The sequence below is a fragment of the Pseudoscardovia radai genome, assembly GCF_002259605.1.
Classification (GTDB): domain Bacteria; phylum Actinomycetota; class Actinomycetes; order Actinomycetales; family Bifidobacteriaceae; genus Pseudoscardovia; species Pseudoscardovia radai.
On sequence record NZ_MWWR01000008.1, the window covers coordinates 106,495 to 119,358 of the forward strand.

At 69.2% G+C, this 12,864-nt stretch carries 9 protein-coding genes; 8 read left to right on the top strand and 1 reads right to left on the bottom strand.

Annotation, left to right across the window (positions count from 1 at the left end):
- The first annotated feature begins 283 nt into the window (after positions 1-283).
- Positions 284-3,370, top strand: a complete 3,087-nt coding sequence (locus PSRA_RS05795; RefSeq protein ID WP_094660956.1) for a bifunctional [glutamine synthetase] adenylyltransferase/[glutamine synthetase]-adenylyl-L-tyrosine phosphorylase — start codon at positions 284-286, stop codon at positions 3,368-3,370.
- A 28-nt stretch (positions 3,371-3,398) separates the two neighbouring features.
- Here PSRA_RS05795 and PSRA_RS05800 read toward each other — a convergent pair whose 3' ends face one another.
- Entirely contained in the window at positions 3,399-5,480 is a 2,082-nt protein-coding gene (locus tag PSRA_RS05800) for a cation:proton antiporter (RefSeq protein ID WP_158216336.1), read from the bottom strand.
- A gap of 323 nt (positions 5,481-5,803) precedes the next feature.
- Here PSRA_RS05800 and pyrB point away from each other — a divergent pair, with 323 nt between their 5' ends.
- The 7 genes from pyrB (at position 5,804) to pyrE (ending at position 12,805) form a co-directional block, all read left to right on the top strand.
- Entirely contained in the window at positions 5,804-6,760 is a 957-nt protein-coding gene (gene pyrB, locus PSRA_RS05805) for an aspartate carbamoyltransferase (RefSeq protein WP_211280495.1), read from the top strand.
- Positions 6,761-7,189, top strand: coding sequence for an aspartate carbamoyltransferase regulatory subunit (locus tag PSRA_RS05810; protein ID WP_094660959.1), 429 nt, complete (start codon positions 6,761-6,763; stop codon positions 7,187-7,189).
- Positions 7,189-8,865 (top strand): dihydroorotase, encoded by a 1,677-nt coding sequence (locus PSRA_RS05815; RefSeq protein WP_094660960.1) that lies wholly within the window; start codon positions 7,189-7,191, stop codon positions 8,863-8,865. The genes PSRA_RS05810 and PSRA_RS05815 overlap by 1 nt, the downstream gene beginning before the upstream one ends.
- Before the next feature lie 88 nt (positions 8,866-8,953).
- Positions 8,954-10,054, top strand: coding sequence for an orotidine-5'-phosphate decarboxylase (gene pyrF / locus PSRA_RS05820; RefSeq protein ID WP_094660961.1), 1,101 nt, complete (start codon positions 8,954-8,956; stop codon positions 10,052-10,054).
- The gene (locus PSRA_RS05825) at positions 10,051-10,884 is read left to right on the top strand and encodes a dihydroorotate dehydrogenase electron transfer subunit (RefSeq protein ID WP_094660962.1); all 834 of its coding nucleotides are present in this window, start codon (positions 10,051-10,053) and stop codon (positions 10,882-10,884) included. Before pyrF ends, PSRA_RS05825 begins: the two co-directional genes overlap by 4 nt.
- Positions 10,885-10,895: 11 nt before the next feature.
- Positions 10,896-11,903, top strand: a complete 1,008-nt coding sequence (locus PSRA_RS05830; RefSeq protein ID WP_094660992.1) for a dihydroorotate dehydrogenase — start codon at positions 10,896-10,898, stop codon at positions 11,901-11,903.
- A gap of 188 nt (positions 11,904-12,091) precedes the next feature.
- A complete protein-coding gene (pyrE, locus tag PSRA_RS05835) occupies positions 12,092-12,805 on the top strand; it encodes an orotate phosphoribosyltransferase (RefSeq protein ID WP_245834922.1) in 714 nt (237 codons plus the stop codon).
- Positions 12,806-12,864: the final 59 nt, after the last annotated feature.

Below are 12,864 nucleotides of genomic sequence, written 5' to 3' on the forward strand. Positions count from 1 at the left end.
GATTTGTGTCCGTAAGCCATCACATTGTTATGAATTCGGCAACAGTGTGATGGGTTGCGGACATTTTCGGGTGGATTCGCCCCGTTTTCCATCGTTTTGTGTCCGTAAGCCATCACATTGTTATGGGGGTGGGCAGTCCGCTGCGCGACCGCGCCGTCCCGCCTGCGACCGCGCCGTCCCGCCCCCGCCCGCGCACATGCCCCCCCCGCCCGCGCACATGCCCGAGCCTGCGCCCCGCGCCCTGTCCGACCGGACATAACGGGGCGGGAATAGAATGGCGGGTATGAAAGACGCTTCGGAAATCTCGTCCATGGACCTTATTCGCGCGGGTGTGAGCGATGCCGGGGAGGCGAGGGCGGTGATCGGGCGCATCGCCGACTCGGGGCTGCCGGGGGAGTACCTCGATGCGCTGGTCGACGAGCTGCAGCACGCCTGCGATCCCGATTGCGCGCTGCGCCACCTGGCCGACCTTGTGGAGTCCGGCCGCACGCAGCCCGGTTGCTTCGGCAACGCCTCCGCGTTCCGCCGCCTCATCCGGGTGCTCGGAGCATCCGATTACCTGGGCCGCCTGATGGAAACCCGCTCCGACATCCTCGACGCCGTGACGGGCGACGCCTACGCCTCGCGCTCTTGGACGCGCGAGAAGCGCCGCGCCGACCTGCTCGAGGCCGCCGGCGCCGACCCGGCCGATGCGAATCCCGTCGCCACGCTGCCCCTGGCCGAGGCGACGAACGGCATGCGCCGCCGCTACTGGCGCCAGATGGCGGCCATCGCGGCATACGATGTCTCCGCCCCCGATCCGCTCGAAGTCCAGCCCCAGGTGAGCCTGGCCCTCTCCGACGCCGCCGACGCGGCCATCGAGGCGGCGCTCGCCATCTCGCGCAGCGTCGTGGACGGCGCGTCCGGCTGCCTGTTCGCCGTCATCGGCATGGGCAAGCTCGGCGCCCGCGAACTGAACTACATGTCGGACTGCGACCTCATCTACGCCGTGGAACCCGCAGGCGACGACGCCCCGCATGGCGACGCGCTCAACCGCCTGGGAACGAAGATCGCCACGCAGATGCAGCGCATCTGCCAAGACCCGATCCCCGGCGTCACCGAACCCGCCCTGTGGCAGATCGACGGCGCCCTGCGCCCCGAAGGCAAGGCCGGGCAGCTCGTGCGCACCGTCGACTCGCACCGCGCCTATTACGAGAAATGGGCCGACAACTGGGAGTTCCAGGCCCTGCTCAAGGCACGCGGCGTGGCCGGCGACCCAGGCGTGTGCGAGGCCTACCTCGCCGCCATGCAACCCTTCGTGTGGTCCGCCTCCGCCCGCCCCAACTTCGTCTCCGACTGCCAGGCCATGCGCCGCCGCGTGGAGGACTACATCCAGCCCGCTCTGCGCGACCGCGAGATAAAGCTCGGCCGCGGTGGCCTGCGCGACGTGGAATTCACCGTGCAGATGCTCCAGCTCGTGCACGGGCGCACCGACGAGACGCTGCGCCGCCGCGCCACGCTCGACGCGCTGAAGGCCCTCGCCGCCGGCGGTTATGTGAGCCGCCGCCAGGCCGAACGCCTCTCGCGCGACTATCGTTTCGAACGCGTCATGGAACACCGCCAGCAGATGTGGCAGTTCCACCGCACCCATCTGTTCCCCGACCTCGGCGAAGCCAGCCGCGGCGGCCTCGACACGCCGCGCAAGATCAGCCTGCCGGACCTCGACCGCAACCGTGACCTGCGCCGCCTGGCCCGCGCCGTCGGCATGCGCGGCGACCAGCTCGTCGAGGCCTACGATTCCACACGCCGCGAGATCCGCCAGCTGCATCTCGACATCTACTACCGCCCCATGCTGCCGCTCGTCGCGCAGATGAGCGACGATGCCATCAGCCTGACGCCCCAGGCCATCGAGGACCGCTTCTCGTCCCTGGGCTTCCTCGACCCGCACGCCGCCATCGGCCACGTGCAGGCCCTGACCGAAGGCGTCTCGCGCGCCGCGAAGATCAACCGCATCCTCCTGCCCGGCGTGCTCGAGATGATCGCGCGCGGCCAGAACCCCGACATGGGCCTGCTCCAATGGCGCCGCCTCGTCGAATCGTTCGGCACCGGCTCGCTCTACCTCGGCTTCCTGCGCGATTCCTCCACCGCCCTGACACGCGTATGCCGCGTGCTGCCCAACTCGCGCTTCCTCGGCGACGCACTCGTCAAATCCTCCGAATCCGTCACATGGCTCGGCGGAGAAGAGGAGCTGCAGCCGCGCTCCCGTGCCAGCCTCGACGTGCGCTGCACCAGCGCCCTGCACCGCTACGCCGGCGACATGGCGGCCTTCTCCGCGTCGCTGCGCGCCATGCGCCGCCACGAGATCGAACGCATCGGCCTGGGCTGGATCAACGGCGTGGTCTCCAGCGCCGACAGCCTCGGGGCCATGACGGATGTCTACGATGCCGCGCTGCACGCCGCGCTCGCGTGGTCGACGGCGGAAAGGCTCCAGGCCGAGGGCCTCGACGATGCCCCCGCCACCGTGGCGGTCATCGGCATGGGGCGTTACGGCGGCCGCGAGGTGAATTTCAGCTCCGACGCCGACATCATCGTGATCTACGAGCCGGCCGACGGCGCGGATCCGGCGCAGGCCAACGCCTTCGCACGCGCCGTGGAGGACCGCACGCGCCAGATCCTCATGGGCCCGCAGACCACCGAGCCGCCCATCGAGCTCGACCTGGACCTGAGGCCGGAAGGCCGCAACGGCGCACTCGTGCGGTCCTACGATTCCTGCCGCGAGTATTACGCGTCCTGGGCCGACACATGGGAGCACCAGGCGCTGCTGCGCGCCCGGTACGCGGCCGGCGACCAGGCGCTCGCAGAGCGGTTCCTGCACGACATCGCCGACCCGCTGCGCTACCCCGGGGCGCCGTTGACCGACGCCGAGCTCCAGCAGATCCGCACGCTCAAGGCGCGCATGGAGGCCGAGCGCCTGCCGCGCGGCGTGCGCCGCGACCGGCACGTCAAGCTCGGCATGGGCGGCCTATCGGACGTGGAGTGGACGGTGCAGCTGCTCCAGCTCACGCATGCCGGCGCGCATCCCGAGCTGCGCACGACGGGCACGATGGCCGCGCTCGACGCGCTCGAAGGCGCGGGCCTCGTGGCCGGCGACGACGCGGACGTGCTGCGCCGCACCTGGTGGCTGTGCACGAACACAAGGAACGCGAATATGCTGTGGACCGGCCGCACGAACCGAGCCGACGTGATTCCCGACGACACCTACGCGCTCGGCGGCATCGCGGCGTGCCTGGGGCGCCCCGCGAACTCCGGCCAGGCCTTCGCCGACGAGCTGCTGGGCCTCATGCGCCGCTGCCGCGCCGTAACCGAGCGCCTGTTCTACGCGGAGGAGTAGGGGGGCGGGGTAGAAGCCGCCCCGCCCGTCAGTACCCGAGATCGGCCTGCATGAGGTGCACGTTCTGGCGCATGATATGCGCCTGCTCGCGCGTGATGCGCTGCTCGTCGAGCATGTCGCGCACCACCTCGAGCTCGATGCGGAATGCGTCTGCGCGTACCTGCGAAACCTGCCGCGACATGCGCTCGCGCTCGTCGATGCCCGCCCCGATGAAGGGGATGCTCACATACGCCGCGCGGTATTCGCCCATGAGGGCCATCACGCATTCGGTGTCGTAGGACGGGTCGTTGACGAGCCCGAACAGATGGTTGATCGTGGCCTTGAGCAGCGCGTCATGCACCACCACCGTGTCATGCGCGTGCTTGTCGCCTCCGGCCAGCGAGGGGTGCAGGCGGCTGCGCAGGCGGTGCCATGCCACGCGCAGGTGCATGACGGTGCGCTTGATGCGCGCGGGCAGACGATGGAACCGCGAGCAATCCTTGTTCTTCTCCAGCGTGGACGTGATATTCGAAATGATGTCGCCGGTGGCCTCGTGCGCGTCCGGATGCGCCTCGTCGTAATCGTGAAGCCACGCGATCTGCCATGTCAGCGTGTCATGGCGCAGGCGCTGGTCCGCCTCGATCTGCAGCGTGGAGTGGTGCGTGTCCTCGAGGCGTTCGATGCGGTACAGGTAGGAGTTCATGACGCGCTGCAGCGCCTGGTGGGTTTCCGGCGTGTCGGTCTGCGCGAGGCGCTCGATGGTGGTGTTGAGCACGAGGCGCTTGGCCTCGGTCAGCTCCGCGGCGTTAAGGTCGGTGCGCGGCGCTAGGAGCGGCAGCATGATGTTCGTGAGCACGAGCGACACGATGACGAAGACGGCGGCGATGGCCCACAGCATCCAGCGGATGCTCTCGCCCTGCGATGTGGCGCCCATCGCGGGCAGCGTGAAGGCCAGGGAGATCGTGATGGCGCCTTTCGCGCCGCCGAAGGTCATGACGAGCGCGGAGCGGCGCCGCTCCTTGCGCGCGGCCTTGATCTGCGCGTCCAAGGGACGCGAAGCCGTGGAATCGGATGCACCGCGCGGATCCGCGCCGACGGCCACCGCCCACGCGGGGTCGGGCTGCATGCGCTGCATCGCCGTCACCGCCGCGAAGCGCACAAGCAGCGAGACCACGGTGAGCGCCAGCGCCGCCGCGATGATCGTGGGCACGTCGGGGACGAGGCCCTGCGAGGCGTCGAGGAAGATGATGGGCAGCTGCATGCCGAGAAGCACGAACACGGCGCCGTTGAGGTTGAACTCGAGGAACTCCCACACGGAGTTCGACACGAGGTTCACGCTGGCGATGTCGGCGCCGAAGCCGCGGCGGTGGAACTGGATGGTCAGGCCCGCGGCCACGACGGACAGCACGGCGGAGAAGCCAAGGCGCTCGGAGAGGTAATAGGTCAGGAACGGCGTGAGCACCTCGATGGTGATGCGGTTCGTGGTGGTTTCGAGGCGGTGGTTGCGCAGGAGCATGACGATGCGGTCGATGAGCCAGCCCATGACGAGGCCGAACAGGATGCCGCCGACGAAGCTCATAACCACCTCGAGGGCGAAGCGGGCGGGGGAGAACCGCCCCGTGGTGGCGGCCACGACGGCGAATTCGAAGCTCACGATGGATGCGGCGTCGTTGAACAGGCTCTCGCCCTTGAGTGTCTCGGTCTGCGTCTGCGTCAGGCGCGCCTGGCTGCTCATCTGCGTGACGGCCACGGCGTCGGTGGGCGCCAGGGCCGCGCCGAGGGCGAGGGCCGCGGCGAGTCCGATTTGCGGCCACAGGCCGTGCAGCGTCAGGCCGGTGGCGACGATGCACAGGAACACGAGGCCGACGGCGAGCCACAGGGATTGCCTGATCACCTTGAGCAGCCGGGACATCGTGGTGCTGCGCGCCGCGTTGAACAGCAGCGGCGCGATGAACAGCACCATGAACAGCTGCGAATCCATGCGCACGGTGGGCAGGAACGGCGTGAAATACCACACGACTCCGAGCCCTACCTGCACGAGCGGCAGGGAGACGCGCGGTATGAAGCGTTCCAGGATCGACGATGCGAGCACGCCCGTGACGACGAGGATGACAAGGGACAGGATTTCCAAAGGCGCCTCCCATCGGTGGGGATCAGTGGGGATCGGGTGGGACCGGTGCGGGTCGGTCGGGACGGTTCCGTCGGCGTTCCCTTGGCCTGGGGCGGGGCGGGCTGCGGGCGGTCGGCGGTGTTTCCTTCAGATTACTTGACGATTGCACGATTTCGCGTTGGGCGATTGTTACGGCGCGTCACGACCGGAAACGACGCGGTTCCATGTCGCGTTTGCGGACTACCTTTGTAGAGGTCACGGCACGTGGCCGCCTCCCAGAGTCTTTCGAAAGGCGTGCAATGGCATCACAAACGGCGCAGGACTGCGCTGCTCTCGAATCCCAGCTGGTCGGCAAAAGCGTGGTAACGCTTGACGATCTGACGACCGACCAGATTTCGCTTCTTCTTCGCAAGGCGAGCTACATCGAATCGAACCCCCGACGCGTCGCCCACGCATGCGACGGCAGGATCCTCGCCACGCTGTTCTACGAGCCCTCCACCCGCACGCGTCTGAGCTTCGAAACCGCCATGCTGCGCATGGGCGGTCACGTCATCGGCTTCTCGGGCACCCAGAACACCTCCGTGTCCAAGGGCGAGACCATCTCCGACACCGTGCGCGTCGTCTCCCAGTTCGCCGACGTCATCGCCATGCGCCACCCCAAGGAAGGCGCGGCGCTCGTCGCGGCCCGCGCGGCCGAGATCCCCGTCATCAACGGCGGCGACGGCGGCCACATGCACCCCACGCAGACGCTCGCCGACCTGTCGACCATCGAGAAGCGCTTCGGCCGCATCACCGACCTCGTCGTGGGCCTGTGCGGCGACCTCAAGTTCGGCCGCACCGTCCATTCGCTGATCGAGACGCTGTGCCGCTTCGGCAACGTACATTTCGTGCTCATCAGCCCCGATGAGCTCAAGACCCCGCGCTACGTCATCGACCGCATCGAGGCCTCGCCGTCGTGCGACTACGAGGAGGTGCACGACCTGCAGGACGTCATCGGCCGCCTCGACGTGCTCTATATGACGCGCGTGCAGCAGGAGCGCTTCTTCAACGAGGACGACTACCTGCGCCTTCGCGACACGTATATCCTCGACGCCGACAAGATGAAGCTCGCCAAGCCCACGATGGCCGTGCTCCACCCGCTGCCGCGCGTCAACGAGATCGCCACCGAGGTGGACGCCGACCCGCGTGCCGCGTACTTCCAGCAGGTGTACCGCGGCATGCTCATGCGCATGGCGCTCGAAAGCTCCCTGCTGGGCGATCCGCTGCCCGGCTTTTCGCAAACACAGGAGGTCCAGGCCTGAATGGAAGTCACAAGCCTGCAGAACGGAATCATCATCGACCACGTGCCCGCCGGCACGGCGCTCAAGGTGCTCGAGTACCTGAACGTCGACCCCGCCAGGACGAAGATCGCGCTGATCATGAACACCGATTCGAAGCGCCTGGGCACGAAGGACATCATCAAGATCGAGGGCATGGCCGACGACCGCATCGACCTTGACGTGCTCGGCCTCGTGGCCCGCCAGGCCACGGTCGGCATCGTGCGCGACGGGCGCATCGTCAGGAAGCTCACGCCCACGCTGCCCCAGCATGTCGAGGGCGTCATCCGCTGCCCCAACCCGCGCTGCGTCACCTCCACGGAGCGCGACATCCGCCAGGGCTTCCACCTCGTCACCGTCGGCGGGCGCCCCGAGTACCGCTGCGACTACTGCGACGAGGAGGCGAAGTTCTGATGACAGCCGCCGTTGTCAAGCTGCTGGGAGTGCAGCTGTGGGAGACGGGACAGACGGTCGACGCGATCGTGCCCGTGTGCCCAGGCCGCCTCATGGACGATGACGGGGCCGTGGCCGGTGCGCCGGACGGCTCCGCCGTGGTGGTGGACGCGCGCGGCATGGTGCTCGCGCCGGGCCTGCACGACCCGCATGTGCATTTCCGCGACCCCGGCCAGCTCGCCAAGGAGACGATGGTGACCGGATCGGCCGCCGCCGCGGCCGGCGGATACACCACCGTCCTCATCATGCCCAACACCGTTCCCGCGCTTGACGGCGCGGCCGTGGCCCCCAGCGACACCGCCGACATCGAGGCCATGCACGGGCGCTGGTCGTCGCTCGACTACCTCGAGAACTACGAGGCAGACAACGGCGTGCAGCTTCCCGTGCGCTACGCGCTGTGCGCCGCCGCATCCACGGGGCGCGACGGGGCGCAGGCCAGCAAGTACGCCGACTGGCAGCACGGCCTGCAAGGTTTCGGGTTCCGCCACCCCGTCATCGCGCTGAGCGACGACGGCGCCGCCGTGCCCGCCGACATCCTCGACGAAGTGGCCGCCAACTGCCTCAAGGCCGGCGTGCCGTTCATCGACCACTGCGAGCACCACGAGTCCGGTGTCATGACCGAGGGCGAGACCTCCCGCCGGCTCGGCCTGCCCGGCATCCCCGCCAGCACCGAGACCGCGATCATCGAACGCGACATCGACCTGGCGCGCCGCACCGGCTGCCACGTGCACCTGCAGCATGTCAGCTGCGCCGCGTCGTTCGACCTCATCCGCGCCGCCAAGGCCGAGGGCCTTCCCGTCACCTGCGAGACGGCGCCGCACTACATCGCTCTTAACGACACCGCGGTGGAGCGCCTGGGCACGATGGCGAAGATGAACCCGCCGCTGCGCAGCGAGGAGGACCGCCAGGCCACGCTGCGCGCCATCGCCGACGGCACCGTCGACATGATCGCCACCGACCACGCGCCCCACACGGCCGAGGAGAAGGCCCTCGGCATGCTCAAGGCGCCCAACGGCATCATCGGCCTCGAAACCGCGTACGGCGTGTGCCGCACGGTTCTTGTGGAGGGCGGCTGGATCGACGACGACCGCCTCATCGAGCTCATGAGCGTCGCCCCGGCGCGCCTCCTGGGCTCCGCCGAGCCGTCCGCCGACAGCCTGCTCGCGCCGCTCGCCGACGAGGCGGGGGAGAGGGTCCACGATGCCCCCGCCGGGCCTGGCTCCGCTGGTGCGGATGCCGCGGTGGCCGACGGTGCGGATGCCGCCGATGGCCGCGAGCCGCTGCACGCGCGCCGCGACCTGCTCGACCTCGCCGCCGTGGCGCATACCGGTGTGACCACCAGCGACTTCCTGTCGGCCGACGACACCGCCACGCCGCTCGACTTCACGCTGCTCGACCCGCACGCCGAGTGGACCGTCGACCCCGAGCGCTTCCACTCCAAGGCACGCAACACGCCGTTCGCGGGGATGGAGCTCACGGGCCGGCCCATGGCCACGGTTATCGGCTCGCGCATCGTGTTCACGCGCATCCCCGCCTCTCGCATCATCGACGGCGCGGCCACCACGGACGGCTCGCTGCCCGACGCCATCGCGCATAGCGTCGTCGCACATTCCCGCGACGACGGGGCCGCCGCATAGGAGCCATGCGACGCGCAACATCGTCGCAACAAATCCCACATCTTGCCGCAATACGATGGCTGCCTGTCGCAGCCGGAACGAGGAGAACATGGACAAGCTCATCGAAGCCATCGAACGCACAGGAAACCCCAGCGTGGTGGGGCTTGACCCCAAGCCCGCGCTGATTCCGGCCCCCGTGCTCGCCGCCGCCCGCGCCGAGCACGGCGAAAGCCGCGCCGCCGCGCTCGCGGCCGCCTACCGTGCGTTCAACCGCAGCATCGTGGATGCCGTCGCCGGCATCGTACCCGCCGTCAAGCCGCAGATCGCCATGTACGAGGCGCTCGGCCCCGCCGGCCTGCAGCTGTATTGCGACACCTGCGCCTACGCGCGTTCGCAGGGCCTGTACGTGCTCGGCGATGTCAAGCGCGGCGACATCGGCAGCACCGCCGCCCAGTACGCCGCGCATCTGGGCGGCGTGCCCGAGGTGGCGCAGTGGGGCGACTCCTTCGGCACCGAGCCGGAGGACCCGTGGCATGAGGACGCCGTCACCCTCAACCCGTATATGGGCGAGGACGGCATCATGCCCTTCGTGGACGTGGCGCAGGCCGCAGACAAGGATGTGTTCGTGCTCGTGCGCACCTCCAATCCGTCCAGCGACCAGGTGCAGACGCTCGCCCTGGCCGACGGCGGCACCGTGAGCGGTCATGTGGGCGAGCTCGTGGAGCGCTGGGGCGCCGACACGCTCGGTGCGCACGGGTATTCGCGCGTCGGCGCCGTCGTCGGGGCCACGCATCCCGAGGCGGGCGCCGCGCTGCGCCGCGCCATGCCGCATACGTTCTTCCTCATCCCCGGCTACGGCGCGCAGGGCGGGTCCGCCGCCGACGTCGCCGCCATGTTCGACGCGAACGGCTCGGGCGCCATCGTCAATTCGTCGCGCGGCATCATCGGCGCGTGGCGCAAGGACGAACGCGCGGCCCGCTTCGCGCCCGACGCCGACGCCGCAATCGCCGCCGCCTCCGCCACGACGGCGGACGCCGCGCTCGCCGAGGCATCGGTCGCCGATGCCGCCGCCGCGCTCGACCTCGTGGCCGACTGCGCGCGCCAGGCCGCCGAACGCATGCGCGACGACCTCGTGCACGCCCTCGACAACCGCCCGCCCGTCGCCGACCCGACGGCGGACAGCAGGAACAACCCCAAGGAGAACGCATGAGCGATTTCAAGCCCACCTACCTCCCCTCCAGGCGGCCCGCCGAGGTCGTCGACTGCAGGGAGCTGACCGACGGCGTCGTGCGCCTGACGCTGCGCGACGAGTTCATCGCCGCGAACGCGCGGCCGGCGCAGTTCGTGAACCTGTACACCACGAATGAGCAGCGCCTCTCGCCGCGACCCTTCGGCGTCTGCCAGGCCGAGGGCGACACCTTCACGCTGATGTTCGCCGTCGTGGGCAAGGGCACCGAGGAGTTCCGCCACCTGCGCCCCGGCCAGACGGTGGACGTGCTCGGCCCGCTCGGCCACGGCTTCGACCTGACGCGCTCCGCGAACTACGTGCTCGTCGGCGGCGGCCTCGGCGTGCCGCCGCTGATCCGCACCGCGCAGGAGCTCAAGGGCCGCGAGGACGCCGGCTGCACCGTGCTGTTCGGCTACAGGAACGTGCATTTCGCCGACGATGACGCCAGCCGCTGGTGCGACGACGTGCGCTCCATCGACGAATCCGAGGGCAATGTGGTCGCGCTTCTCGACCGCTGGGCCGCCGAGAACGGCATCACGGCCGACCGGGACGGCGTGCTGCGCCCCGTGGCGGAGGGGGAGAGGCCCTTCGTGATCCTGACCTGCGGCCCGCTGGGCATGATGAAGGCCGTCTCCGCCTGGGCGCGCGAACGCGGCCTGGAGACGCAGGCGAGCCTTGAGTCGCGCATGGGCTGCGGCTTCGGCACCTGCGTGGTGTGCACCGTGCACACCACGCGCGGAATCCTCAAGACCTGCCATGACGGGCCGGTTTTCAACACCGCAGAACTCGAGGGATGGGAGGCCGCACGATGAGCGGAACCACGATGACGCAGACCGCGCAGGCGGCCACGCAGGCGGCGCAGGGGCAGGCGCAGGGCGGACAGCAGCTGCCGTGCTATTTCGACGCCAACCGCACCTTCACCTGGCACCACAAGACCCAGGTGGCCGGCGTGGAGTGGAAGAACCCCGTGGGCACCGCCTCCGGCACCTTCAACTTCGACGCCGTGCGACCTTTCTATGACGTGAGCCAGCTGGGCGCCGTCTCCACGAAGGGCGTCTCGCCCGTGCCGTGGGAGGGCAACCCCGTGCCCCGCACCGCCGAGACGCCGGCGGGTTCCGTCAACTCCGTGGGCCTGCAGAACCCCGGCGTCGACGATTATCTTGTCAACGACCTTCCGCGCCTCAAGGCCGCGGGAGCCACCGTCATCACGAACGTGGCGGGCCACTCCGACGACGATTACGCCGAGGTGGTCTCCAAGCTCGCCGACCACGAATCCGACATGCTCGAGATCAACGTCAGCTGCCCCAACGTGTCGGCCGACGGACTGTCCACCGGCACCGATCCGGTGGCGCTTAAGCGCCTCGTCAAGCGCCTGCGTCCGCTCACCGACAAGCCCATGATCGTCAAGCTCACGCCGAACGTCACCGACATCCGCCCCATCGCGGAGGCCTGCATCGAAGGCGGCGCCGACGCGCTGTCGATGATCAACACCTTCGTGGGCATGCGCTTCGACATCCGCACCGGCAAGCCGATCCTCGCGAACATCACGGGCGGCGTGTCCGGCCCGTGCGTGCACCCGATGGCCCTTGCCTTCGTGTACAAGACGCGCCAGGCCTTCCCGGAGATCCCGATCATCGGCATCGGCGGCATCTCCACCGGCGAGGACGCGCTCGAGTTCCTCTACGCCGGCGCCAACGCCGTCGAGGTGGGCTCCGCCGCGCTCGCCGACCCGGTGGCGCCGCTGCGCATCGCCTGCGAGCTCGACGCGCTGCTCGACCAGCGTCCCGAACTCGCCCAGGCCCTCGAGGAGGGCCGCACCTGGCAGTCGTAAGGTTGCTGTAGAGCGTGCATGTGCCCCGCATCGTCCTCGTGCGATGCGGGGCACATCGTGTTTCCGCCGCGTTGCCGTCGCGCTCCTGCCGCGTTGCCGCCGCAGTGTTTCCGTCGCCGTGCCGCTGTCATGCGCTCGCGGAACAATATAGGGCGGTAATCGTCGCACAGGCACGAGAAAGGTCCACCATGACGCAGACGCAGTACGAGGCAGGTTCGATGCAGGAGGAGTTCACGCGCTTCCTGCTGGACGCCGGCGCGCTCAAGTTCGGTTCGTTCACTCTCAAGTCCGGCCGCCAGTCGCCGTATTTCATCAACGCCGGCTCGTTCAATGACGGCGCGCGCATCGCCCGCCTCGGCGAGTACTACGCCGCCACCATCGCGGCCGCGCAGGAGCAGGGCGTGTTGCCGGAGCATATCGACACCGTGTTCGGCCCGGCCTACAAGGGCATTCCGCTCGCGGTGAGCACGTCGATGGCGCTTGCCGCGCGCCACGGGCAGAACGTGGGCTACACCTTCGACCGCAAGGAGAAGAAGGACCACGGCGACGGCGGCATGTTCGTCGGCACGCAGCTCGAGGACGGCATGAGCGTGCTCATGGTCGACGACGTCATGACCGCCGGCACGGCCGTGCGCGAGGTGGTGCCCAAGCTCAAGGCCGCCGCGGACGTGAACATCGTGGGCCTCGTGCTGTCGGTGGACCGCATGGAGAAGACGAAGGACTCCGACAAGTCCGCCGTCCAGGCCGTGCATGAGGAGTTCGGCTTCCCCGTGTTCGCCATCGCCAACGTGCGCGAGATCTTCGATGCGGCGTCCACGATGCGCGCGGCGGACGGCTCGCCGCTCATCGGCGACGAGCTGCGCGCCGAGGCGCAGCGCTACCTCGCCACGTACGGGGCGTAGGAGCGGCGCGGCGGCCGCGCGGGTGTCTGGGCTCGAGAGACTGCTGCGCGGGCGGCTGG